At 67.9% G+C, this 24,314-nt stretch carries 21 protein-coding genes; 9 read left to right on the forward strand and 12 right to left on the reverse strand.

The window, feature by feature from the left end; all coding sequences use genetic code 11:
- From VFG33_RS27315 to VFG33_RS27345, 7 genes are all read right to left on the reverse strand, one after another.
- A partial coding sequence (locus VFG33_RS27315) for a cytidylyltransferase domain-containing protein (protein ID WP_414672989.1) occupies positions 1–233 on the reverse strand: 233 nt, incomplete at its 3' end.
- A complete protein-coding gene (locus tag VFG33_RS27320) occupies positions 230–1,084 on the reverse strand; it encodes a hypothetical protein (RefSeq protein ID WP_325055831.1) in 855 nt (284 codons plus the stop codon). The genes VFG33_RS27315 and VFG33_RS27320, both read right to left, overlap by 4 nt.
- Positions 1,084–2,589, reverse strand: a complete 1,506-nt coding sequence (locus VFG33_RS27325; protein WP_325055832.1) for a class I SAM-dependent methyltransferase — start codon at positions 2,587–2,589, stop codon at positions 1,084–1,086. The genes VFG33_RS27320 and VFG33_RS27325 overlap by 1 nt, the downstream gene beginning before the upstream one ends.
- A gap of 40 nt (positions 2,590–2,629) precedes the next feature.
- Positions 2,630–3,754, reverse strand: a complete 1,125-nt coding sequence (pseC, locus tag VFG33_RS27330; RefSeq protein ID WP_325055833.1) for a UDP-4-amino-4,6-dideoxy-N-acetyl-beta-L-altrosamine transaminase — start codon at positions 3,752–3,754, stop codon at positions 2,630–2,632.
- 6 nt (positions 3,755–3,760) lie between these two features.
- Positions 3,761–4,744, reverse strand: a complete 984-nt coding sequence (gene pseB / locus VFG33_RS27335; protein WP_325055834.1) for a UDP-N-acetylglucosamine 4,6-dehydratase (inverting) — start codon at positions 4,742–4,744, stop codon at positions 3,761–3,763.
- A 117-nt stretch (positions 4,745–4,861) separates the two neighbouring features.
- Positions 4,862–5,302, reverse strand: coding sequence for a type II toxin-antitoxin system VapC family toxin (locus VFG33_RS27340; protein ID WP_325055835.1), 441 nt, complete (start codon positions 5,300–5,302; stop codon positions 4,862–4,864).
- Positions 5,292–5,522, reverse strand: coding sequence for an AbrB/MazE/SpoVT family DNA-binding domain-containing protein (locus tag VFG33_RS27345; RefSeq protein WP_325055836.1), 231 nt, complete (start codon positions 5,520–5,522; stop codon positions 5,292–5,294). The genes VFG33_RS27340 and VFG33_RS27345 overlap by 11 nt, the downstream gene beginning before the upstream one ends.
- Before the next feature lie 112 nt (positions 5,523–5,634).
- Between VFG33_RS27345 and VFG33_RS27350 the strand changes: the two genes are divergently transcribed.
- Positions 5,635–6,633, forward strand: coding sequence for a PseG/SpsG family protein (locus VFG33_RS27350; RefSeq protein ID WP_325055837.1), 999 nt, complete (start codon positions 5,635–5,637; stop codon positions 6,631–6,633).
- Here the strand turns inward: VFG33_RS27350 and VFG33_RS27355 are convergent.
- Both VFG33_RS27355 and VFG33_RS27360 read right to left on the reverse strand, forming a co-directional pair.
- The gene (locus VFG33_RS27355; protein ID WP_325055838.1) at positions 6,618–8,867 is read right to left on the reverse strand and encodes a hypothetical protein; all 2,250 of its coding nucleotides are present in this window, start codon (positions 8,865–8,867) and stop codon (positions 6,618–6,620) included. The genes VFG33_RS27350 and VFG33_RS27355 overlap by 16 nt on opposite strands.
- A gap of 59 nt (positions 8,868–8,926) precedes the next feature.
- Positions 8,927–11,257 carry a hypothetical protein gene (locus VFG33_RS27360; RefSeq protein WP_325055839.1) on the reverse strand — a complete coding sequence of 777 codons (2,331 nt, stop codon included), beginning with the start codon at positions 11,255–11,257 and terminating at the stop codon, positions 8,927–8,929.
- A gap of 68 nt (positions 11,258–11,325) precedes the next feature.
- Here VFG33_RS27360 and VFG33_RS27365 point away from each other — a divergent pair, with 68 nt between their 5' ends.
- The 6 genes from VFG33_RS27365 to VFG33_RS27390 all read left to right on the forward strand — a co-directional run bounded on the left by VFG33_RS27365 (position 11,326) and on the right by VFG33_RS27390 (position 19,364).
- Entirely contained in the window at positions 11,326–12,324 is a 999-nt protein-coding gene (locus VFG33_RS27365; protein ID WP_325055840.1) for a glycosyltransferase family 2 protein, read from the forward strand.
- A gap of 11 nt (positions 12,325–12,335) precedes the next feature.
- Positions 12,336–13,481: a dTDP-4-amino-4,6-dideoxygalactose transaminase gene (gene rffA, locus VFG33_RS27370; RefSeq protein WP_325055841.1), complete on the forward strand. Its 1,146-nt coding sequence runs from the start codon at positions 12,336–12,338 to the stop codon at positions 13,479–13,481.
- On the forward strand, positions 13,481–14,266 hold the full coding sequence (locus VFG33_RS27375) for an N-acetyltransferase (protein ID WP_325055842.1): 786 nt from the start codon (positions 13,481–13,483) through the stop codon (positions 14,264–14,266). The genes rffA and VFG33_RS27375 overlap by 1 nt, the downstream gene beginning before the upstream one ends.
- Positions 14,267–14,444: 178 nt before the next feature.
- Positions 14,445–16,766 (forward strand): glycosyltransferase family 2 protein, encoded by a 2,322-nt coding sequence (locus VFG33_RS27380; protein ID WP_325055843.1) that lies wholly within the window; start codon positions 14,445–14,447, stop codon positions 16,764–16,766.
- A complete protein-coding gene (locus VFG33_RS27385) occupies positions 16,766–17,599 on the forward strand; it encodes a hypothetical protein (RefSeq protein ID WP_325055844.1) in 834 nt (277 codons plus the stop codon). Before VFG33_RS27380 ends, VFG33_RS27385 begins: the two co-directional genes overlap by 1 nt.
- Complete coding sequence (locus tag VFG33_RS27390) at positions 17,592–19,364, forward strand: hypothetical protein (RefSeq protein WP_325055845.1); 1,773 nt, start codon at positions 17,592–17,594, stop codon at positions 19,362–19,364. Before VFG33_RS27385 ends, VFG33_RS27390 begins: the two co-directional genes overlap by 8 nt.
- Positions 19,365–19,428: 64 nt before the next feature.
- Here VFG33_RS27390 and VFG33_RS27395 read toward each other — a convergent pair whose 3' ends face one another.
- Entirely contained in the window at positions 19,429–20,919 is a 1,491-nt protein-coding gene (locus VFG33_RS27395) for a class I SAM-dependent methyltransferase (RefSeq protein WP_325055846.1), read from the reverse strand.
- Complete coding sequence (locus tag VFG33_RS27400) at positions 20,920–21,888, reverse strand: glycosyltransferase family 2 protein (RefSeq protein WP_325055847.1); 969 nt, start codon at positions 21,886–21,888, stop codon at positions 20,920–20,922.
- 141 nt (positions 21,889–22,029) lie between these two features.
- On the opposite strand from VFG33_RS27400, the gene VFG33_RS27405 reads away from it, so the two are divergent.
- Positions 22,030–22,437: a GtrA family protein gene (locus tag VFG33_RS27405; RefSeq protein WP_325055855.1), complete on the forward strand. Its 408-nt coding sequence runs from the start codon at positions 22,030–22,032 to the stop codon at positions 22,435–22,437.
- A 48-nt stretch (positions 22,438–22,485) separates the two neighbouring features.
- Positions 22,486–23,199 (forward strand): class I SAM-dependent methyltransferase, encoded by a 714-nt coding sequence (locus tag VFG33_RS27410; protein WP_325055848.1) that lies wholly within the window; start codon positions 22,486–22,488, stop codon positions 23,197–23,199.
- A gap of 52 nt (positions 23,200–23,251) precedes the next feature.
- On the opposite strand, the gene pseI is transcribed toward VFG33_RS27410, so the two are convergent.
- Complete coding sequence (gene pseI, locus VFG33_RS27415) at positions 23,252–24,310, reverse strand: pseudaminic acid synthase (protein WP_325055849.1); 1,059 nt, start codon at positions 24,308–24,310, stop codon at positions 23,252–23,254.
- Positions 24,311–24,314 lie beyond the last annotated feature (4 nt).

The raw sequence follows: 24,314 nt of genomic DNA on the forward strand, positions 1-24,314 counted from the left end.
GACAGCACGTCCAGCTCGCTGCCCCGGAAGACGGGGAACCCGTACTGCCCGGCAAGGTCGACGATCGGCTCATCGTCGGGGTTCGTGGTGGTTGCCACGATCACCGGCAGACCGGTCGCAGCGAGGCGGTCCAGGTGGTGCTGGAGGAACGTGTGGCCGCCGGCGGTCAGCAGAATCTTGGCCGGAAGCCTGGTGCTGGTCGCGCGCGCCTGCGTGATGATCCCGATCTTCATACCGCCACCTTCGCAGAACCTGTCAGCTGGGAGGAATTCCACCGGAACATGTCCCGGATCTCGGCCGGGCAGACCAGGTGGTCGACACCGAGTTCGGTGTCGGTGAACGCCCTTGCCTGGTCGAGTGGGACGTACGGCTGGTTCAGCTCGGGCCACATCCGCTTGATCCGGGCCTGGCCGCCGAACGAGGGGTGCTCGTGCTCCAGCAGCATCGGATCGCCGTACACGCCGGGCTGCAGGCCGAGCGATGCGCCGTACAGGACGGCCGAGCTGAGCCGGTTGGAGGCGACCCGCTTGTGCCGCCGGATCTCGCGGAGCTGTTTGAGCAGGAAGTCCCCGTCGACCTTGCGCCAGTGCAGCCCGCGGTACCCGTGGGTGATCACCCGGAAGCCGGCGTCGGTGTAGACCTGCCGGATCGCCTCGTTCTGGAACTCGTTCCAGTACAGGCAGACGGTGATCGGCCCGTTCTCGTGCTCGTTGATCGAGGCAACGATCTGGCCGTGGTCGCCGAGCACGTTCTGGCCTTCCCAGCCGTGGAACGGGTAGAAGATGGTGCCGGCGGCATCTTCCGCGGGCTTGGCGAGCTCGGGATACACCTGCAGCAGGTAGAGCCAGGGGGAGCCGATCACCGAGTAGTTCCGCAGCCCCATCGACCAGCCGCGGCGGCGGACGCTGTCGGACCAGACGAACTTGGGCATCCCGTCGACGAAGGCCGTGTTGTACGCGAACCCGTCGAGGATGTTCCAGCCGTGCTGGAGGTAACCCCAGATCCGCGGCGGTTCCGCGTCACCGAGTCCGGCGTACTGGGCCATCACGTGCGCATGGCCGTAGAAGTGGTTCGCGTGGTGCATCAGCGAACCACTCTGCGCACGCGCTTGACCACCACGCGGGCCGGGTTCAGCACCGCCTGACCGATCCGGTACGGCCGCGACCGGCGGATCCCGTCCAGCTGGCTCTCGAACCAGCTGGCCTGGGTGCTCGCGTCCGCCAACTCCTGCGACAGCCGCGCGATCGTGGCCAATTGCTCAGCATTGCCGGTCGGCTGTACGGGCTCATTGCCATCAGCAACAGTCGCCCAAAGCTCTGTAGTCACAGTGATTCCGGCCATCGAAACCAGCCGTGACGTCAGGTCGTGTGCGCTGCTTCCGGCCGCCCATGGTTGCCGCGAGCCCGCTTCCAGCGACCGCCGTACGAACCGAGCCAGCTGCCCGACAACCAGGGCCTCACCGCTGCCCTCGACCACGACACCGTCAGCAAAGACCTTGTACGACGTCCCGTCGACCAGCACGTTGTCCGCCGAAGCAACGGCCCCTGTGGCCGCGTCCTGAGCGAGCAACCAGGTCACATAACCAGACACCGTACGCCGGACCGCGACCTGATCGTCGATCCTCAGGGCAGTCAGAAGTGATTCCTCGAGCAGTACGCCCGGGCCGTCCGGCACTGCGCCGCCCGGCAGGACCTGTGGGAGGTCGGTCGCGCCGATGACGAAGTACCAGGCAGGAGCGAGCTCGTTGCCGAGTCCGGCGGCGACTGCATCGTGAGTCGTTCGGTAGGGATCGGTGAGTGTCGGTCCGGAGAAGCGCGACGCAACTGCGCGAGCGATCACCGCACCGACCAGAGGCCCAGACGCATCGGCGACCGCGACCTTGGCCCCGACGAGCTCGGGATAGAGCGAATACGCCTGATCCACCGTGAGACCGCTCGCCTCAAGGGCGGTACGGACGGCCTTCAGTCCGGCCGGAGCCGCGACGTCACCGGCCACGTCCCGCGGCCAGGCCTCGTCCCGCGGCACAGTGACGGTCGGGTCCGGCTGGATCAACCGTTCGATGCCGAACGCGTTCTCGGCAGCGATCAGCAGGCGACCCGTTGGGGCCAGCCGGGCCTTGAGAGCCTCGAGGGCGTCCGCCCAGGTCAGTACGGGAGTATCCGGGCCTACCAACCGAGGGAGTCCGTCGAGCGCGACGATCACGTCGTACGAGCTCTCGCCGTGCTCGGGGGTGAAGCGGTCGAGGGCTCCGCAGAAGACGCGCACCGGGCGGTCGCTGAGTGCGTCGGCGATCTCTTCGGCATCCGGGGCCGACCGGGCCAGGACGTCGACCGAGGCGACCTGGTCGACGATCAGCTCGATCAGTTCCAGCGAATGCGGCCCGGCGACGAGCACGGTGTCCGCGGCTCGCAGTACGGGCTCCAGCAGCGCGGCGGGAACCCGGCCCGCGGTCGCCGGGCGGCCGTCCTCGGGGTGCAGGTCGGACCAGTTGAGCATCTCGGCGCCGATCATCACCGAGCGCGCCGCGGAGGCCTCGACCTCGCTCGCGGTCTTGCTTTCGGTGCTGTCCGGGGACCGATCAGGTGTCACAGCGGTCAATTCTCTGACTTCCTGCCAAATGAAAGGGTGTTCAGGACACCAGTTTGGTCAGCGTCTCGATGACGCGGTCGACGTCGGCGTCGGTCAGGTCCGGGTACATCGGCAGCGAGAGCTCCTCGCGGTAGAACTGCTCCGCGTTCGGGCACATGCCGCGCTGGTAGCCCTGGTTCGCGAACACCGGGTGCCAGTAGACCGGGATGTAGTTGACCTGGACGAGGATGCCGGCCGCGCGCATGCCCTCGAAGATCTCCCGGCGGCGGTCGCCGAGGACCCGCACCGGGTAAAGGTGCCAGGCCGGGTCGACGTCGTCGCGCTGGGGCGGCGTCCGCAGCCCGTCCACGCTCGCGAAGGCTTCGTTGTAGCGGGCGGTGATCTCGGTCCGGCGCTTCTTGAACGCGTCCAGCCGCTTGAGCTGGGACAGGCCGAGCGCGGAGGCGATGTCGGTCAGCCGGTAGTTCAGGCCGTACTCGTGCACCTCCTGGTGCCACGGGCCCTCATCGGTGATCTCGAACCGGTCCTTGTCCCGAACCAGCCCGATGAAGTGGTACTCGTGCACCTTCTGGGCGACCGCCGGGTCCTTGGCGACGACAGCGCCACCCTCGCCGGTCGTCAGGTTCTTGGTCGGGAAGAACGACAGCGTGGTGACGTCCGCTAGGTCGCCGACGGGGCGGCCTTTGTAGGTGCCGCCGACCGAGTGCGCAGCGTCGTCGAGCGTCTTCGCGCCGACCCGGTCCGCGATCGGCTGCAGCGCGTCGTAGTCCGCGGCATGACCCGCGTAGTCGACAGCCGCGATCACCTTGGTGCGGTCCGTGACAGCCGCCTCGACGGCCGCCGGGTCGAGCAGCGCGGTGTCCTCCTCGACATCCGCGAAGACGATCTTGGCGCCCAGGATCGCCGCGCACGAAGCGGTCGCGACGAACGTCATCGGCGTGGTGACGACCTCGTCACCCGGTCCGACCCCGAGCCCGGCGTACGCCATGTGCAGCGCAGCGGTGCCCGAAGTACAGCTGACCGCGCGGTGCCCGCCGGTCAGCTCCGAGATCGCGTTCTCGAACGCGGTGACGGCCGGGCCGGTGGTCAGCCAGTCACCGCGCAGGATCGCGGAGACCGCCTCGATGTCTTCTTCGGAGATCGACTGACGTCCGTAAGGCAGCATGACGGCTCAGACGTCGCTCTCGAGGATCTTGGTGATCTCCTCGATCGAGTACCACTGGTCGTTGTTGTCCGAGGTGTAGTGGAAGCCGTCGGCCACCGGGACCCCCTCGGCCGGCGGGGTGTAACCCCAGGTGGCCAGGTCGGGCTGCAGCACGTAGCGGTCGCCGATCGCCAGCGCGCGGCGGCCTTCCTCCGGGCTGATCATCTCCTCGTGCAGCTTCTCGCCCGGGCGCAGACCCATGTCGTGCATCTTGGCGCCCGGCGCGATCGCCTGGGCCAGGTCGGTGATCTTCATCGACGGGATCCGCGGCACGTACAGCTCGCCGCCCATCATCTGCTCGAACGAGTCGATGACGAACTGGACCGCCTCGGGCAGCGTGATCAGGAACCGGGTGCAGCGCAGATCGGTGATCGGCAGCGACTGGCCGGCCTCGTGCAGGGCGCGGAACTTCGGAATGATCGAGCCGCGCGAGCCCATCACGTTGCCGTACCGGACCACGGAGAAGCGGGTGTCGTACGCCGCCGCGTAGTGGTTGCCGGTGATGAACAACTTGTCGGCGGTCAGCTTCGTCGCGCCGTACAGGTTGATCGGGCTGGACGCCTTGTCCGTGGACAGCGCCACGACCTTCTTCACGCCCGAGTCGATGCTGGCCTCGATCACGTTCTGTGAGCCGACCACGTTGGTCTGGACGAACTCCCACGGGTTGTACTCCGCGGTGTCGACCTGCTTCAGCGCGGCCGCGTGCACTACGTAGTCGACGTTGTGCATGGCCCGGTTCAGCCGGGCCCGGTCGCGGATGTCGCCAATGAAGAAGCGCAGCCGGGGGTCGTCGCCGAACAGCTGGCGGACCTCCCACTGCTTCAGCTCGTCTCGGCTGAAGATGATGATCCGGCGCGGGTCCAGGTTGTCCAACGCGTAGCGGATGAACGCCTTGCCGAAGGAGCCGGTGCCTCCGGTGACGAGGATGTCGGAGCCGGTGAGGATGGACACGTGGAATAGGACCCTTCTGAGGGGATGGCCGGACAGCCGCGAGAGTACACACCCTTAACGGCAACTCCGTACGATAGCGGGCCCCAGCACAGAAGCCTCAATCACCGGTCTGCTGCCTCAGTTCGGCGTGACGAGCTCTACACCCGGAAAGTACGTCCTGAACCGGGCCTTGTCCCTGGTGATCACCCGGTAGCGACCCACCGCGGCGTGAGCGCCGATGTAGAAGTCCGGCAGGGGTGAGGTGCGGACGCCACCTTGCCGGCGGTAGACGACGAACGCCTGGGCGGCCAGGAATCCGGCTGGGTACGGCAGTGGTTCACGGCGGAATTCCGTGGCAGGCAAGGCGGCGTCGACATCCTCGATCCGGTCGAATCCGGCCGAGACCTCGGCATAGATGATCGGGTTGATCACGAGCTCACCGACGTCGAGAGCGCCGGCGACAGCCGTGGCAGACCAGTCGGCCCAGGTCGGACTGTCGGTCAGGATGTCCAGCAGCACACAGGTGTCCACCATCGTCGCCGCTGGTTGGACAGCGCGAAGGCTGCGCTCATTCGCCACGCAGCAACTCCATCAGCTCTTCGGTGCTCATGCTGGTCGTCGCCTTCCCGCGCATGCCGCGAACCAGGCGTTGACCGTGCGACAAGTGCTCCTCGGCCCGGACGATCCGAAGCGCACCGCCATCGTCCTCGATCACCTCGACCTCGTCCCCCTCGTGCAAATGGTGTCTGTGACGCAGCGCTGCAGGAATCGTGACCTGCCCCTTGCTGTTGAGCTTCATCGATCCTCCTACGTATCAGACCTACTACGTAACACCCAGGCTACCGCAGGGGACGGCCCGGAGGAACGGATACGGTCTGGGGGTGACTGTGCGGATCGGGGTCAGGTGTGACGTGGGGCCCACGCGGGGGGTCGGGCATGTGATGCGCAGCCTGGCGCTGGCCGAGGAGTTGGTGGGGCGCGGAGCCGAGGTGGTGTTCGTCTGCGACAGCCACACCGTGCCGTGGGCCAACGACCAGATCCTGGCCCGGGACATCCCGGTCGAGCCGGCCGTCTGGACCGCGGGCGAGCACCTAGAGCTGTTCGCGCGGCTCGGGCTGGACGCTGTGGTGTTCGACTCCTACGACCTGGACGCCGAGGTGTTCACGGCGGTCCGCAAGTCCGGGATCCCCACCCTCGCGATCGTCGACGGCGATCTCCGGGGCGCCGAGGCCGACCTGTATGTCGACCAGAACCTCGGCTCCGAGCTCGACCAACCCATCCTTCCAACAGGCGCGACCAGACTCGCCGGACTCGACTACGTGCTGCTGCGCAACGAGATCCTCGCGCTGCGCCCACCGGAACCACCTGCACCCCAGCAGACCGGCGTACCGAGGGTGTTTGCGTTCTTCGGCGGTACTGACGCGTTCGGAGCCGGCCCGTACGTCGTGGCGGCGCTCGCGGCGACTGGTGTGCCGTTCGAAGCGACTGTGGTTGCTCCCGGTGAGGATCTGGCGAAGGCGATAGCCGCTGTGGACCTTGCCGACGGTCAGCACGTCGAGGTGATCGGCCCGACATCCCAGCTGGCCAAGGCCGTCACGGCATCCGACCTGGTCCTCAGCGCATCCGGTACGTCGACCTGGGAGTTGCTGTGTCTCGGCGCGACAGCCGGACTCGTGTGCGTCGTGGACAACCAGGTGATGGGCTACGAACGAGCAGTCGCGACCGGCGCGGCGGCAGGAGTCGGCCTGCTCTCAGACCTCAAGCAGGACCAGACGGCCGCAGCTGCAGTACTACGCCCGCTCCTGACAGACCCCCAGGAACGCACAAGAATCGCGACCGCCGGCTGGGAACTCGTAGACGGCCAAGGCCGTGCCCGCGTAGTAGACGAGTTCTTTCACCTGATCTCGTAGACCGTCGCATCCAACGTGGCGTGCCTGAGCCGCACGAAATCCTTCAGCTTCGGCGACACCTCACCGGCCCGGTTGTCGGCGTACAACCACCGCACCCCAAGCCGCCGCAACCGATCAATGACCGCCTCCGACGGAGCCGTGAAGGCCGCATCGTTGGCCGCCAACAACTCCCGGTTCCAGTACGGCAGCAGGCTCGGGTTGATCCCGGTGCTGATCGAGATCCGGTGGGCCCGGTTGGTGTAGCCCCAGCCTTCGACGAGGACCTGTCGCTCCGACACTGCCGCGATCCAGAAGTGCCGACTGTCGCATACCTCGCCGCGCTTGATGATGCAGTGCGAGTTCGTCGCGATCATGTCGTCGGTCTCGCTGTTCCTGCGCAGCCAGCGGGCCGCATCCGCCTCGGCCTTGGTCGGTCCGCCGTAGCCGACCTTGCCGTACATCACCAGGCTGGCCTGCTCCGACACCAGCCCGGCCAGCGGCAATGTGGTCGCGCCAACCATGCAGGCCGCAACCAGGCTTGCGCAGAAGGCTGTCAGCAAGCTCCCACCGCGGCGGCCAAGCTTCCACAAAACTGCGACGAGCAGCGCAGCCACGAACAGCGCAGCGAGCATCCAGACCAGAGGCCCCTTCACCCCACTGAGATCCGCGGAGACCACGCGCGCCGCCCAGCACGCAGCGACCCCGAGGCCGGCTGCCACAACAACCAGTACTGCGCCCCTGTGGTCACCCAGGCGATCGATGAGCCGGGCCAGCCCCAAGCAGGAAAGCACAGCCAGGAAGGGGAATGCGGTCCGATAGAAGTAGATCTCGCTGGCCCCCGGCTGGGTGGTCAGTAAGGCTGCGACGAATCCGCCGATCGCGGCCCCGGCGAGGAACACCGTGCCCGGGTCGCGCCAGAACCGCCGGAGGAACAGCACCCCGACGACGGCGAGACCCCAGGCGATCAGGGATGCCGCCGCGCTCAGTAGTTGGGCCGGGCGGTCGACACCGGTGCCGTGCCGGATGAGGGCGTACGGCTGGAGTTGCATGAACAGGTCAGCGAACTTGATCTGCAGGCCGGACGACTCACCGCCGAAGATGGCGACCACCGAGCCGATGAAGATCGCCAGCATCGCCAGACCGCCGAGCAACGCAGTACGGGGTGGTCGCTTGGTCGCCAGCCAGTACAGGAAGACGAGCCCGAACCCGCAGCCCGCCAGCGGCAGTACGGTCGCCTTCGCGCCGGACGCGGCCAGGCCGATCAGGATCAGCAGCACCCAGCGGCTGCGCGGTGACGGCTTCCGGAGCAGGTCGACGGACACCACCGCGAGCAGCAGCGCCAGCATCATCCCGAGGTTCTGTGTCGGGCTGAGGTAGGCGCTGGTCGACATCGCGACGCCGCCGAGCGCCACATCGTGCAGCGGTTGCAGAGTGCCGCCGGCGCCGGCCACGACCACCGCAAGCGGCCCTGCCCAGGTGGCTGCGCTGTGCTGCGGCTCGTCCGACTTCACCAGGAACCGCTGGGTCAGCACGAACACGAGCGCGCAGCCGGCCAGCGCAAGAGGCAGCCAGGCCAGTGCATAGATGAGGTTGGTCAGGTTGATGCCGGTAGCCCAGGAGGTCGCCGCCGTGACCTGGTGGAAGAACGTCTGGTACTTCATCGGCTCACCGGACACCCACAGTGGCTCGATCGGTACGTCGAACTTGGCGCTGGCCGCGAGTGCCTGGTGGAACGACATGTCCGGGTAGTTCACCAGCGGATCCGTGTACGCCGGGGCATACCGGTCCGGGCCCTTCCGGAACATCGTGAACAGCACCAAACCGCAGGCGGCGGCCAGGAGCCAGGCAGTCACGGGAGCCAGCGGAGCCTCGACCCGTCGCCAGACCCTGGCCCGGGCGTCGCGGTCAAGCAGTCCAACTGCCAGCACCACCGGGCCCCACAGCCACGACCACCGTTGCAGCCCGACGGACGCGCTGGCCAAGTAGACGATCAACTGCGCCGACGTCCCGACCGCGAAGCCTGCGGCGCAGTCCTCCACCAGGTTGCGCCGGTACGCGCCGATCAGTCGCCACAGCACGATCCCCGGCAGGCCGACGCCGAGCACGACGAAGCCGGTGAACTTCACGACGTCGAGAGCCGGCGCGTGCCGATTCATCAGCACCAGCGACAACACCACCAGCACCGCGGCCGCAGCCACCCCGCTGAACGAAACGACCTGTTCCCTCGGCCCCCGCCGCCTCGCCTTCGACTGCATGCGGGTCACCCTAGTGCGGCGGGGATCTCGCTGCGTAGGTGGACCGTTACGTGCGGTGGTCAGGGGAGCTCATAGATCATGGCGTCGGGCGACTGGTAGCGGAGCGTTGTCAGGGTGGCGAGGTTGGGGGAGATGACGGACTGCGTGGGGTCGGCGTAGAGATAGCGGACGCCGTACTTCGTCCGCAGCAGCCGCAGGTTGTCCCTGGTCGGTGACGCGAACACGCGGTCGTTGTCCTCGAGTTTCTGCTGGTCCCAGAACGGCAGGCCGTTCGCGTTGCTGCCGGTGGAGGCGACCAGGTTGTTGATGGTGTTGGTGTATCCCCAACCCTCCACCAGGACGTGCCGTTCGCTGATCGCGGCGATCCAGAAATGCCGGGAGTCGCAGCCGATCACGTTCTTCACCACACAGTGCGCGTTGGTCGCGACCAGATCGTCCAGAGCGGTGTGGTCCCGCAGCCACAGGGCGGCCTGGCTCTGGGTCGCGCTGGGACCAAGCGGAACCTTGTCGTTGATCGGTGCCAGCGTGACTTGCTGGTACTTCGCCATCGCCTGCAGCGGGAGGAACAACCCGGCGCCCATCCCGGCCAGCACGAACGACGCCATCAGGACCCGGGACGGTCGGCCCCGGCGCCTGACGAGTTTCCACAGCACGGTGACAAGTAGGGCACCGGCAAGCAACAGGCCTACGGTCCACAGCCAGGGTTCGACGAGGCCTGTCAGGCGCCCGTCCGGCTGACGGGACATCGGCCCCGGTGCTGTCTCCCCCCGGACGATTGCGCGGGCGCCGGCCGCCGCGCCAACGCCGGCCAGGATCGAGGCCAGTACGAAGATGCCGGAGCGGCGGTCACCGAACCAGAAGACCAACATCCAGGCACCGGCCGCGGCCAGTGCGGCGATGATCGGTACGGCGGTCCGGTGGAAGTACATCTGGCTGCCACCGGGCTGGTCGGTCAGCACCATGCCGCCGAATCCGGCGATGGCGATGCCGACCAGGAAGATCGTGCCGGGGTCGCGGAGCCACCTCCCCGTCGTACCGGTCAGCACCAGCAGTCCGGCCGATCCGAGGAGGAAGCCGAGGCACATGGTGATCGCGGTGATCCACATCGCCTGGCTGTCGAACACGCCCCATTCCTGCTTGGCGATCAGCGGGTACAAGCCGGTCTTGGCGAAGGTGACCCAGGGCCGGACCGCGGTCCCTGATGACTCGCCGCCGAAGACCACCACGATGGCGGCCAGGAACAGGCCCCCGAAAACCAGGGAGATCAGCAGGGCGCCCTTGGCGAACTTGCCGTAGCAGAGCCGGACGAACACGACGAGCCCGAGGCCGCAGATGATCATCGGCAGCACAGTGGCCTTCGAGCCGGAGGCGGCAGCACCGATCAACACGAACATCACCCAGGTGCCCGGCCGGCCCCTGCCGCGCAGCAGGTCGACCCCGAGCAGCGCCAGCAGTACTACGAGCCCGCCGCCGAGGTTCTGCGTCGGGCTGCCCCAGACGTAGTTGACCAGGCCGTCATTGGGCAGGTTGGCGTTCGTGTACGGATTCACCGTGCCGCCGATGGAGGCGACCGCGATAGCCAGCGGGCCGGCCCAGCGGGAGCCGGGCGCCAGCCGGTCGGTGAGCGCGAAGATCAACGCGACCCCGGCCAGCAGGAGGGGCAGCCACCCGATGTTGTAGATCAGATCGGTGAGATCCACCCCGGTTGCCCACGAGGTGGCAGCGGTGAACTGGTGCCAGAAGTAGTGGTAGTGCATCTGCTCGCCGTTCACGTACGGCGCCTGCAGCGGGAAGTCGTACTTCGCACTCGCGGACAAGGCCTGGTGGAAGGCCATGTCCGGCAGGTTCGACCGGGCGTCCGTGTACGGCGGGGGCGCCAGATTGCGGGACCTCCCGACCGCATACAGCGGCAGGGCGCAGGCGGCCGCGATCAGCCAGGCGGCCAGCGGACTGACTGGGCGCTCGACCCGGCTGAGGCATTTCCGCCGCCACGAGGGAACGGCGACCACGACCATCAGGACCGGCGCCGCCCAGAGCCAGGCCCACTGCTGGCCGCCGATCGGTGCGACCGCCATGTAGACCAGCAGCAGGACGGACACGCCCACCAGCGATCCCGCAGCGAAGTCCTCGATCAGGCTGTGCCGGAACGGGCTGGCCAGCCGCCACAGTGCCGTACCGGGCAGGGTGATTCCGAAGATCCAGAAGCGCAGCAGGCTGAAGATGCTGTCGCCGGAGGCGTGCCCCGCCATCAGCCAGATCGCCAGCACGGCCAGGGCGATCGCGGCCGTCGCTTTCACAGTGTTGCCGGCGATCGCCGCCCACCGGAGACGGGGAGATCTACGCTGAGCAGCAGCAAGGCTACTCGGCGCAACCCCCATCGTCGTCAACACGTTAGGCAGGGTAGCGGGGCAAGCGGGGTAACCTCGCCGGGAAGCCCTCCTCAGCAGACGGAGCACCCATGGCGGCAGGCACTCGACCCGTGCTCTCTGTCGTCGTGCCGATGTACGACGAGGAAGAGGTCCTGCCGATCTTCTTCGCCCGGATGCGGCCCCTGCTGGACGCTCAGGGCGTCAGCTACGAAGTGCTGGTGGTCGACGACGGCAGTCGTGACGCCACCGCGGCCCTGCTGACTTCGGCTGCCACGGGCTGGCCGCAGCTCCGCCTGGTCCGGCTCCTCCGCAACAGTGGTCACCAGGCCGCCCTGTCCGCGGGTTTCCGGCGGGCCGTCGGCGAATACCTGGTCACCATCGACGCCGATCTCCAGGACCCGCCTGAGGTGATCGCCGAGTTGCTCGCGACCGCTCGCGACGCGGACGTGGATGTCGTGTACGGCGTCCGCTCCGACCGCTCGAGTGACTCCTGGCTCAAGCGAAGCACGGCCCGGATGTACTACCGGCTGATGTGCCGCCTGGTGGGCAAGGACATCCCGTTCGACGCCGGGGACTTCCGGCTGGTCTCGCGCCGGGTCGTGGATGCGGTGAACGCGCTGCCCGAGGACGGCCGGGTGTTCCGGTTGGTGATCCCGTGGCTGGGGTTTCCCAGCGCCCAGGTCGCCTACGTCCGGGCGGAGCGGGCCGCGGGGACGACGAAGTACAACCTGAGGAAGATGTTCGGCCTTGCCTTCGACAGCGTGACCGCCTTCTCGGCCGCACCGCTGCGGCTGGCGACCTGGCTGGGCCTGCTCGGCGGGCTGGTGTCCTGCGCGGTCGTGGTCGCCGCGCTGGTGATCAAGATCGCCGGCCGGAGCATCCCGGGCTGGACCTCGACCGTGCTGGCGGTCGGCGTCATCGGCGCGATCCAGCTGATCTGCCTCGGTCTCCTGGGGGAGTACGTCGCCCGACTGTTCCAGTCCAGCCAGGGCCGGCCGCAATTCCTGGTCGGCTACGACAGTCACGAGGACCTTGGTCACCACACCTACGCGGAGGCGACCGAGTCCAGGGATCCCGAGCCCGGGTAGGCTCCGTCCTCATGCCCGACCTGTCTCCCATCCCGTTCGTCAAGGCCTACATGGCCGGCGACGAACTCACCTATGTGAACCAGGCCTTCTCCTCCGGGTCCGTGGTCGGCGACGGCCCGTTCACCGCACGGGCGACCGAGCTCATCACGAAGCTCACCGGGGGCGTCGGGTCGCTGCTGACGACCTCCTGCACGCATGCGCTGGAGATGACCGCGCTGCTGCTTGACCTGGAGCCGGGCGACGAGGTGATCATGCCGTCGTTCACCTTCGTCTCCACGGCGAACGCGTACGCGCTGCGAGGCGCGGTACCGGTGTTCGTGGACGTGCGGCCGGACACGCTGAACCTCGACGAGCAGCAGATCGAGGCAGCGATCACCGAGCGGACCAAGGCGATCGTTGTGGTGCACTACGCCGGCGTCGCGGTCGCGATGGACGAGGTGCTGGCGATCGCCGCGCAGTACGGGCTGGCAGTGATCGAGGACAACGCGCACGGCCTCGGTGGCTCGTACAAGGGTCGCCCGCTCGGGTCGATCGGGGTGATGGCGACCCAGTCCTTTCATGGCACCAAGAACGTGCACTGCGGCGAGGGCGGCGCGCTGATCGCGAACGACGCCGAGCTGCTCGCCCGGGCAGAGATGATCCGCGAGAAGGGCACCAACCGAAGCGCGTTCTTCCGGGGTCAGGTGGACAAGTACCGCTGGGTCGACATCGGCTCCAGCTACCTGCCGGCTGATCCGCTGGCCGCCTTCCTGACCGCTCAGCTGGAGCGGTTCGACGAGATCCAGGCGCCGCGGCAGACGATCTGGCAGCGGTACGACGAGGAGCTCGCCAGCTGGGCCGCGTCCCACGGGATCGGCGTACCGACGGTTCCCGAGGACTGCGTGCACCCGGCGCACATGTACTACCTGCTGATGCCGTCGCACGAGCACCAGCGCGGCCTGATCGCCCACCTGCGCGAGCGCAACATCACCGCGCCCTTCCACTACGTGCCGCTGCACTCGGCCCCCGCCGGCGCGCGGTACGGCCGGGTCGGCCCGGGTGGTTGCGACGTGACCGAGCGGATCAGCGGTGAACTGGTCCGGCTCCCGCTGTTCACCCAGCTGACCGAGGACGAGCAGACCCGGGTGATCGACGGTCTCCTCTCCTACCCCCTCTGATGGGCTGGTACGACGCGCTCGAGGCCGGCGAACTGGTCAGCGCCCCGTCGGAGTACGAGTCGAAACGCTTCGGGGTCTCGGTCGACCGCGTCTCCGTCTCCGCCTCAGCCGGTACGCCGCTGCCGGAGGTGCTCGCCGCGGTCGGCAAGTCGACGGCCGATGTCGTCGTACTGCGCTATCCCGCCCGCGAGGTGACCTGGTTCGCGGCACTGGCGAGTGGTTCGCGGACGGCGTTGCTGGCCGACAGCCTGGTCTACTGGTCGCTCCCGGTCGGCAAGGGTCGTCGGCCGGCGCCACTGGCCGGGTTCAACGCCGGGCTGGAATCGGCCATCGACGACGATCTGGTGGACGACCTGGTCGGCGACATCTTCGGCGACTACGGGAACCACTACTGCGCGGATCCGTTGTTCGACCGGGTTCGTGCGCTGGCGGGGTACCAGGAGTGGGCCCGGCGGAGCATCGCCTCCGAGGGCGCCGTCGTACTGCGGGGTCCGGACCGGCGGGTGCTCGCGCTGGCAACTGTCGATCAACAGCGGTCCTGGACCGAGATCGAGCTGGCCGGGGTGGTTCCGGCCGAGCAGGGTCGCGGCCGGTACGGGCACCTGCTCGCGGCCGTCGAGGACGCGAGCACGTCCAAGCGGCTGGTGATCTCGACGCAGGGTCACAACACGGGGGTCCAGAGGGCCTGGGCACGTTACGGTTTCGAGCCGGTCCACACCCTGCTCACGGTCCATCTGGTAACGCCTGGATTACTGCCCGATGAACGTTTCCAGGGTGGACGCTGAGAGTGACGGATGCGTCTGGAGCAGGCACTGCCGGTGCTAACATGACCGGCGAAGGATCACTGGTCGCCGCCCGGACCTTGGTTGCCCCGGCTGCGTGCGCCCAGGCAGCATCGGGTCAGGCGGGTGTGCCGACCAGGATGTCGACCGACCGCCGACTGAGCCGAGGAGATTTGCCGTTGTGACGCCGCGGCTGAGTGTCGTTGTGCCCTTCTACAACGTCGGCGATTACATCGGGGAGTGTCTCGATTCGATCGCCCGGCAGACGTGGACCGATTTCGAGGCGATCCTGGTCGACGACGGCTCCCTCGACGAGAGTGCCGCGATCGCGAAGGAGTTCTGCGCCGGCGATGCCCGGTTCCGGATCGTCGAGCAGCAGAACCAGGGACTGGGACCGGCCCGCAACACCGGCGTACGGAACGCGGACGGGGAGTACATCACCTTCGTCGACAGCGACGACCTGGTCACCCGGCACGGTTTCGAGAAGCTGATCCGGACCCTCGACCAGACCGGCTCGTCGTTCGCCGCCGGCAACGCGCGGCGCTTCAACAACAGCTCCGGCGTGCGGCCGTCCTGGATCCACCGGCTGCCGTTCGCCCGGGACCGGATCGCCACCCACGTGATCGAGACCCCGGACCTGATCCTGGACCGGATGGCCTGGAACAAGGTGTACCGGCGGTCCTTCTGGGACGAGTACGGCTACGAGTTCCCCGCGATCCGCTACGAGGACTATCCGGTGACGCTGCGTGCGCACCTGGACGCGGTCACCGTGGACGCGCTCGCCGTACCGGTCTACTACTGGCGCGAGCGGGAGTCCGGCGAGTCGATCACCCAGCAGAAGTTCCAGTTCGGCAACCTGGAGGACCGGGTCCGGTCGGCCGAGCTGGTGATGGACCTGATCGAGACCGGGGTGCCCGAGGTCCGGCGCCGGGTGCACGGGCACTTCACCCAGATCGACATGCTCACGCTGATGATGGCGTTCGGCTCGGCCCCGGCCGAGGAAGAGCAGAACCTGATCAAGCTGGCCCGCCGGCTGATGGACCGGCTGGACGGCGCGGTCCTGAACCGCGCGCACAGCTACGACCGGTTGCAGCACTCGGCGCTGCGGGCCGGTGACGTCGACCTGCTCCGCCGGCTGGCCCGGTTCCGCAACGACGGCGGCCTTCGCGGCGGCGCGCGGGCGCTGACGCGTCCCGGCCGGCCGTGGCAGTTCGAGCACAACTACCCGGGCGCGCAGGAGCAGAACAGCTCGGTGCCGCGCGACCTCTACAAGCTGCCGATCAAGGACCTCACGCTGGCCACCAGCGTGCGGGAGGTGGCCTGGGAGGACGGCGTGCTGTCCGTCAAGGGCACCGCCGAGATCCGGCACCTGGAGACCAAGACCTCCTCCAGCCTGCGGATCGCCCTCGTCATCGGCGGCGCCGAGACCCAGCTGCCGGTCCGCCGGTTCGACGCGATCGACTCGCACGGTGATCCCGCCCTGGTCGGGTTCGAGGTGCGCCTGGACAAGGCCACGCTCGCGAAGCTCAAGGACACCGCGGCGCCCGCGCACTTCGTGGTCCGGATGCGGTCCGGGCGGCTCCGCCGGCACGGCAAGCTCCGCGGCCAGCGGCCGGGCAGCCCGGGCTGGCCGCCGGGTGCGTGGATCGACGGCACCAGTTGGGTGCAGCCGGGTCCGGGCGCGGACGGTGCCTTCGTCCTGCGCAAGATGGTCGACCCGTGCCGCCTGACCGCTGCCGAGCAGACCGCGGACGCGCTGGTGCTGCACGGCCGGGTGCCGGCCGAGTTGGAGAACCCGAAGCTCCAGGTGACCCGTCCGCTGGCCGGCCAGGCCCAGCTACTGCCGGTGAGCCTGACCGGAGACGGCCGCGACTTCTCCGTCCGGATCCCGGTCCGGCCGATCGTCGAGGACACCAACCCGGACGACCCGTTCACCCAGCGCACCACCTGGGCCTTCCGGATGATCGGCGACGAGGAGGAGAAGCTGCTGCTCTGGACCGCGGAACCACGCCCGGTCACTCACCTGGAGCAGGGCCGTCTCGTCACCCTGACCCGATCCACCGGCGGCTACGTCAACCTGAACGAGGCCCCGCTCCGGCTCCCCGCCGAGCACGCCGAAATGGTTGCCGGTAGCAACGGTGCCGAACTGCGGATCAGCGGTCCGATGATCGACGGAGATGCCTACACCTTCTCCTGGCGGCGCTATCTGGACGACTCGGACAACCACGTGGACGTGGCGTGCCGTCGTACGGTGGCCGACGGGCAATGGACCGCGGCGGTGTCGCTGGTGGACCTGGTCCCGGCCGACGTGACGGCCAGTGCGGTCGACGTGCTGGCCAGCCTGGCGGACTGGATCCTGTTCGCGGTCACCCCGGACGGCTCGTCACACGCGGTGCAGTGCGAACCGTTCCTGTCCAGCCGGTTGCCGCTCGAGCTGGAGCAGGACGGCCACACCGCCGGGCTGCGTCCGCACGCCGGCACCCTTCACGTCGAGGTCCGCTGATGCATCACCACAACCACTACTACGGGCAGGCGCACATCCTCGCCCGGTACGCCGGTCTGGACGACGAGTACCCGCCCCGGCTGCGCGGCTACCTGCAGCACGGCTGGAACATCGCCGACGGCTGGAACCCGGTGCACGAGTTCTACGACGGCGCCTGGCGGTTCACCTGGAGTGACGGTCCGCGGCGTCGCGGGCACGCGCTCGGCCGGCGGAACTACCACAGCATCGGCGCCCCCTGGCTCTACCTGCTGGACATGGAGCCCGAACTGGGCGCCGTGCCTGCGGAAGAAGAGCGCGAGGGCACGCTCTGGTTCCTCTTCCACGGCTGGGAGGGCGGCAAGATCCAAGGCGACCACAAGCGGCTGATCGACGAGATCCGCGAGACCGAGCCCGGCCCCGTCACCTTCAGCCTGTACTACACCGAGTACGACCGGCCGGAGGTGCGCAAGTCGTACGAGGACGCCGGTTTCCGGGTGGTCTCGTTCGGCCGCCGCGGCTTCTCGTACGAGGGCACGGATCCGAAGTTCCTCTACAAGCAGCTGGCCGAGCTGCGTAAGCACAAGCGGGTGGCCGCGAACCGGCTGTCCACCGCGATCTTCTACGGCATCGCCGCCGGTTGCGAGCCGGCCGTGTACGGCGATCCGATGGTGATGGAAGGCGAGAACCCGCTCTTCGGGGGGCAGAGCCGGATCGAACGGCTCTGGCCTGAGATGCTCGGCAAGGACATCGACCTGGAAACCGCGCGCGCGACCACGGACCTGGAACTCGGCGTCCCGTGGATGATGCCGCAGGCGGAACTGCGCATGTTGTTCGATTGGAGAGAGCGTGTCTGACAACCAGCTGGCCGTCGAAGTGGTCCGCGGCGAGATGCAGCCGTGGAGCGACTACAGCGGCAAGCGCGGTGCTGTCCAGGGGCCGGTACTGCGTGCGCTGCTGGACGACGTTCTGCCCGACGGCGGGAAAACGCTGATCGTCGGCCCGCACGGAGCGGACCTGGTCGAGGCGATCATCGCCAAGGGCTCGGAGACCACCATCCTGCTCCGGTCTGTCTCGGACGCCACCGAGCTCACCGAGCAGTTCGGCGGGAACCTGCAGGTCGTGGCGGGCGCGCTGGACGGCCTGGCCGCGGCTGATCGGCCGCGCTTCGACGTCGTGGTCGCTGCTGACGGACTGGACCGGGTGATCGGCTACGACAGCGACGACCTGAACTGGACCCAGCGCCTGGAGGCTCTGGTCGCCGTGGCAGCTCCGGAGGCCGTTCTGGTGCTCGGGCTGGAGAACGAGTTCTCCCTGACGAACCTGCTCGACCGCCGGCCCGCCGACCAGCGGCACGGTGACGACGAGTGGCGTCCGCTGCACGACGACCCGTCGCGGCCGGTCTCGACTTCGCAGTTCGCTGCCGCGCTGGCTGGTGCGGGTTTTGCCGATGCTGTGGCTTACGCGTCTTTCGCTGTGAAGGAGACGCCTTACGCTCTGTTGGCCGCGGATGTCGCTGCAGCCGCACGGCCGGGGCAACTGCCTGCACGGCTTGCTGTGGAGGCACTTGAGGCCTCGGCGTCCGTAGTACCGCTGCTTGCTCCGGTTGCCGAGGGTGCTGAGGCCGCTGCCCGCGCCGGGCTGCTCGGTGCGACACCGTCGGGGTGGATCGCGGTCACTGGCTCAACCAAGCACGCTGTTTACGCACAGACGCCGGGACACCCGGCTGTGCTGACTTCAGACGCTGCCGGCGAAGGCTGGTCTGTCTCCGTCACAGCAGCCGGTACTGCGGACTCTGCCGGCGAACTGCGGTTCGACGCGGATGCTGTTCCGGCGACCGTGCCGGGCGGGGTGAGCGCGGAGACCCTGCTGTTCCGTCTTGCCGCGGCTGAGGATGTCCCGGCCTTCCGTGATCTTGCCGCCCGGCTGGGCGACTGGACGCGTTCGCAGTCTTCGCAGGTGCTTCCCCGGTGGGACGACGTGGTCGTCGACGGCGACAGCTTCGCCTTCGGGGTCTCACCGTGGGTGACCACGGCCGAGGAGGGCAAGGCGGATCTGCTGGCTGCCGCGTGGCAGCGGTTCCACGATCGCCTGATCGGTGAGCACCGCCGGCACCCGTGGCCGCCGTGGATGGTCGGCGACGACCTGGTCTCCGCCTGGCTGGGGATGTCGGGGATCGAGGCCGCGACCCCGGTGCCCGCGACGACGCCGGACACCCCGTCGGCCTCGACCGAACAGGTTGCCCGCGGCAAGGTGCTGGCGAATGCGCTGGCCTCGGTGCTGGGGATCCCGGCCGACGCCTCGCAGACTCCCGACGTACGGACTGCGCTGGCGGATGCCGAGCGGGCCGAGCACGAGGTCTTCGAGCTGAAGGGCCAGATCTTCGGGCTGGAGCGCACGCTCGGCTTCCGGGACAAGGCGCTGAAGACGCGCGAGACCCGGATCCGCGAGATGCGCACCCAGGTCCAGAAGGCGAACGCGGAACGCCTCCGGCTCCGCAACTCCCGCGCCTACTCGGCCGTCAAGCTGATCCGCCAGGCCGCCCAGATCCGCAACCCCCGCAAGTTCGCGGGCAAGGTCAAGCGCCGCGTCAAACGCCAACTCCGCAACAAGATCGGCTAGCCCCTTATTGCTTGCGTCCGAAGAACTGGCGGCACGTCCCTCCAGTTCTTCGGACGTAAGCGCTTTAGCGGCGGGCGATTAGCAGCTGGTGGGTGTCGGGCCAGTCGACCGGGTCTCCGTCGGGGGTGGTGAGGGTTGCGACGGGGGCGATGCGGTTGTCGATCAGCCAGTCGTTGCGCCAGGGCTTCGAGGCTGGGTCGATGGTGAAGCCGGACTGGCGGGCGATGGTGGTCCAGTCGGCAAAGGTGAGGCCGCAGAACTGTTCGTGGGTCTCGCTCAGCCAGTTGTCGACGTAGTCCTTGCGGGTCAGGAAATCCATCGCGTCGGCGAGCCGGAGTACCAGCTTGCCGTCGGGCCGCTCGGCGTACTCGAACGGCACCTTCGCGTTGCGGCGGAAGTCGTGGGCGAACTGGAAGAACCTTGCCCTGGTTGACAGTCCGCGCACCTGGGTAGCCGGGTCGTGCAGAGCTTCGAGCTCGGTGACCTGCGCCGGATTGGCCCCGTCGCCGTCATCCAACGCCAGTACTACGGGTCGGTCGGGCTCGGCTGGTCCGCAGACGTCGGAGTTCACCCACACCCCACCGGGAGCGGTGTGCGCGAACAAGGCGTCGACGAATCGCTGGACCGTCTGCAGGCGCGACCCATCGGCGTACGACCAGATCTCGTGCGTCAGCGCCAGTGTCAGCGTGGTGTCGATCGAGCGCGGCGGGAACACGGCCGAGCCGAGCATGTTGCGCTGGTAGAAGTAGACGTTCGGGTTCTGGAAGAGCCCTTGCTCCTTCTTGTGCACGCATTCCGCGTACAGGTGCCGGGCGACCTCGACGCCGATCAGGTCGGACTCGTGGAACCGCGGGTCCGCGTCGACCAGTTGGAGCGTGGCGCCGGTCGCGCAACCGATGTCGAGGATCCGGCCGGGGCGGATGAAGTCCTTGATTTGCAGCCACTTGCGATCCGCGGCGGTCTCGAACGCGTCCGCGTAGGTCTTGTAGTCGCGGGTGGTGGTGAGGCCGCCGTCGTCGCCGACGACCGGGTCGTTCACGCAGCGCCGGATCTGCGCGTCCAGGTGGTAGCGGTCGAAAACGTCAACAGTGGCAGGGTGTGCGAGCTCCCGCCACGTGTCGTCGCCTGCGGCAATCATGAGCAGCACGTCCCACGGGTGCGGCTCGCCAGGTGGTTCGACGCCAAGCACGGTGTAGCCGAGTTGCTCGTAAAGTTTGGCGACCTCGGGAGTCGAGCAGGCGACCACTGTGTTCGCCGGATCGAGCTGGACTTGGTCGTCGGTGCCGGCCTCGACTGCCTTGATCGTGACGTCGGCGAAGTCGTCGGTCGGCGGGGTGTCCGTCACGCCGACCACCAGCGAACTGATGCCCGTCAGCACGCTGAACCGCTCGATCGCGGCCTCGCGCCGGTCGAACGGCACCGGATTCCGCTTGGTGGTGTGGTGGTTCGCGGACGTCACCGCCCAGACGACGGTGGCGTCGCGCCGGCTGAGGAACTCGGCCTGGAACCGGGTCAGGACGTGGTGCCGTCCCGGGAAGAGCAGGTACTGCGGCATTCAGTCGTTCTCGCTGGTGATGTCTGGGTGCGCGTCCACGTCGGTCCGCTCGCGGATCACGTACGTCGGTCTGCCCATCGAACCGGAGTGCAACCGCCCGACGTACTCGCCGAGCACGCCCAACGCGAGCATCTGCGCACCGGAGAACAGCGCCACCATCGACGCGATCGTGGTGAAACCTGCCACCGTGGTCGCGCCCACGGCGTACTTGTAGATGATCACGCCGAACAGCCCGACACCGAAGACCGCACAGATGAACCCGAGGTAGCCGACCAGCCGGAGCGGTTCGGTGGAGTACCCGGTGATCAGCGTCAGGGCATGCTTCATCAGCATCCAGGTCGTGTAGTTCGACTTGCCCTCGGCGCGATCCTCCATCCGCACCGTGGTCTGCGCGACCCGCGTGGTGGACCAGGACAGCGCCACGTCGACCGACGCGTGCGGCCCGTCGAGGCCGTCGAAACCGTCCCGCAGGAAGGTGCGGAAGGCCCGGAAGGCGCTGATCGACTTCGCGTCCTTGACGGACAGCGTGGACGCCATCGCCGCCTTGACCAGGCGGGACGAGAAGCTCCGGACGACTCCGTGCTCCTCCTCAGCCGGTACGCCGTAGACGAGGTCGATGTCGTCGGTCAGGGCGCGCAGCAGCAGCGGGATCTGGTCGGCCGGGTGCTGCAAATCGTCGTCCATGGTCACGACGACCTCGTACTGGGCGCTCCGGACCCCGGCGATCAGGGCGTTGTGCTGCCCGTAGTTACGGGCCAGGCGCAGCGCCCGGGCCTGCGGATACTTGTTCGCCAGTTGGCTGGCCACCTGCCACGTGTCGTCCGGACTGCCGTCAACCACCATCACGATCTCGAACCCGGTTGTAGCGGCCGGCAGGGTCTGCATCAGATCCTCGACGAGGCGCGGCAGGGTGCTGGCCGAGCGATAACATGGCACGACGACGGAGACGAGCACTACTTGCCCTTTCACGGTGATTACGGTCGGATCAGATAGGGTCATGACGGTTTCGGTCCCCCGGACGAGCCGATTATTCCACTGATAAGAACGGGAACTGCCATTTCAGTCAGCGACCTGGGTGCTCGGGCTCTCGGCGACCACCGGATCCGGTACCTGCTCGTCGGCGCGGGGACCAATGTGGTCTACTTCGGGCTTTTCTGGCTCGGCTGGCATCTGTTCGACGACTTCCTGCCCTACCTCGTGGTCACAGCGATGGCGAATCTTGGGACTGCGCTGATCGTCTACCCCGCCTACCGCACCTTCGTCTTCGGCTCGACCACCGGCTGGCTGCGTGGATTCGCCAAGTTCTACACCGTCTATCTGGTCGGCCTGGTCTGCTCTTTGCTCGGGATGCCGCTGCTGATCGAGGTCCTGGGGCTGCCGGTACTGCTGTCCCAGGCGATCATGATCGCCATCGTGCCGCTGGTCTCGTACCTGCTGCACCGCTTCTGGACCTTCGCCGACAAGGCCTCTCCTTCCGAGATGCCCGAGACACCGGAAAAGTTGCCTCTCAGCCCGTAGATTCCCGCCACACGCCATAGCACCTTTGGACACGCTATGGTGGCGCGCATGGCCAATCTCACCCAGCGAATCAAGCGCCGCCTCCGCAGGGCGTTCAAGCCTGCCAAGGCGGCAGCCAAGCCCGCCAAGGCGGAGCTGCGTCCGACCATCGACCGCAGCGCCTGGGCGGATGCGGCACAGAACGGTGAGCTCGACTTCCACAAGCGGCACAACTTCCGCGCCGAGGAGAAGGTCTGGCGCGAGTGTGTGGTGCGGGACTGGAAGATCCTCGGTCTCGAGCCGACCGGCTGGGAAGGCAAGTTCATCGTCGACGTCGGCGCCGGCAGCCGGCTGCGCAGCCTGTACTTCGAGGGCGCCCAGCTCGCGGTCCTCGAGCCGCTGGCGGACCGGTACATGAGCGAGGTCGAGTGGCATGACCTCGACAAGGCCGACGAGGTGTACTCGTTGCCGGCCGAGCAGTTCATCCCCGAACTCGAGGCCCGGGCCGACTTCATCGTGTCGATCAACGCGCTCGACCACGGCTTCAACTTCGAGCAGGGGATCCAGAACATCCGTAAGTACCTGAAGCCGGACGGCACCGCGCTGCTCAGCTTCGACATGCACGACGTGCCGGACAGCATGCACCCGCTGGTGCTGAACGACGAGATCGTCCGGAAGATCTTCGAAAGCGCGGGCTTCGAGATCGAGAGGTCCGAGCCCGGCCGGCGCTACCACGGCGCCGAGGGCCCCGGCGCCATCCACTACTGGCTCCGCCCCGTCTGATCCTGAGAACGACAAAGCGGGCGCCTCGGCGCCCGCTTTTGTCGTTTCAGACCTACAGAACGTCCCAGGTGAGCGGGGTGCCCTTCACGGCGTCGACGCGGAACTCGCGACCCTCGACCGAGGTGAAAGCGTCCGGCGGAAGACCACCGGCCGGGCGGACCGAGCGGACGTTGTCGGCTGCGACCTTCTCGCCGGCCTTGACGTCGCGCGTGACGTAGAGCGACCGGCGGAAGCGCAGTACGTTCTGCTCGGCCTGCTTGGGGCCGACGATCGGCTGGCCGAGGGCCTGCTGGGCGACCTTGGTGCCCTCGACGAGCGCCTTCACCTCAGCCGGCTCCAGCGAGAACGCCGAGTCGACGCCGCCGTCCGCGCGGGACAGCGTGACGTGCTTCTCGATCACGGTGGCGCCGAGTGCGACGGCCGCGATCGACGCACCGATGCCCATGGTGTGGTCCGAGAGGCCGATCTGCACGCCGAGCGCGTCCCGGAGTACGGGGATCGAGCGCAGGTTCGACTGGTCGGCCGGGGCCGGGTAGCTGGCCGTGCAGGACAGCACGACGATCTGCTCGTTGCCGGTGGACCGGGCCGCGCGGACCGCCGCGTCGATGTCCATCAGGGTCGCGGAGCCGGTGGAGATGATGATCGGCTTGCCGGTCTCCGCCATCCCGCGGACCAGCGGCAGGTCACCGATCTCGTTCGACGCCACCTTGTACGCCGGGACGTTCAGCTTCTCCAGGAAGTCGATCGCGGTCGGGTCGAACGGCGACGAGAACCCCAGCATGCCGAGCGAGTTCGCCAGTTCGAACAGCGGCTCGTGCCACTCCCACGGCGTGTGCGCCTCCTGGTAGAGGTCGTACAGCCGGGCGCCGCCCCACAGCTCGTGCTCGGACGGCAGCCGGAAGGCCGGCAGGTCGACGTCCAGCGTGATCGTGTCGGCGGTGTAGGTCTGCAGCTTCAGCGCGTGCACACCGGTCTCGGCCATCGCCCGGACGATGTCCTTGGCCCGCTCGAGATCGCCGTTGTGGTTGCCCGACATCTCCGCGATGATGAACGGCTGATGGTCCGGACCGACCGGGACGTCGCCGAAGTTGATGGTTGTGCTGGCACTCATCTAG

The organism is Kribbella sp. (assembly GCF_035687465.1).
GTDB lineage: Bacteria > Actinomycetota > Actinomycetes > Propionibacteriales > Kribbellaceae > Kribbella.

Bases quoted from the DNA above. Each gene is read 5' to 3' on its own strand.
- VFG33_RS27320 (WP_325055831.1), bottom strand. From the start codon at position 1,084: ATGCACCACGCGAACCACTTCTACGGCCATGCGCACGTGATGGCCCAG.
- VFG33_RS27395 (WP_325055846.1), bottom strand. From the start codon at position 20,919: ATGCCGCAGTACCTGCTCTTCCCGGGACGGCACCACGTCCTGACCCGG.
- pseC (WP_325055833.1), bottom strand. From the start codon at position 3,754: ATGCTGCCTTACGGACGTCAGTCGATCTCCGAAGAAGACATCGAGGCG.
- VFG33_RS27355 (WP_325055838.1), bottom strand. From the start codon at position 8,867: ATGCAGTCGAAGGCGAGGCGGCGGGGGCCGAGGGAACAGGTCGTTTCG.
- pseI (WP_325055849.1), bottom strand. From the start codon at position 24,310: ATGAGTGCCAGCACAACCATCAACTTCGGCGACGTCCCGGTCGGTCCG.
- VFG33_RS27345 (WP_325055836.1), bottom strand. From the start codon at position 5,522: ATGAAGCTCAACAGCAAGGGGCAGGTCACGATTCCTGCAGCGCTGCGT.
- rffA (WP_325055841.1), top strand. From the start codon at position 12,336: ATGCCCGACCTGTCTCCCATCCCGTTCGTCAAGGCCTACATGGCCGGC.
- VFG33_RS27375 (WP_325055842.1), top strand. From the start codon at position 13,481: ATGGGCTGGTACGACGCGCTCGAGGCCGGCGAACTGGTCAGCGCCCCG.
- VFG33_RS27365 (WP_325055840.1), top strand. From the start codon at position 11,326: ATGGCGGCAGGCACTCGACCCGTGCTCTCTGTCGTCGTGCCGATGTAC.
- VFG33_RS27410 (WP_325055848.1), top strand. From the start codon at position 22,486: ATGGCCAATCTCACCCAGCGAATCAAGCGCCGCCTCCGCAGGGCGTTC.
- VFG33_RS27385 (WP_325055844.1), top strand. From the start codon at position 16,766: ATGCATCACCACAACCACTACTACGGGCAGGCGCACATCCTCGCCCGG.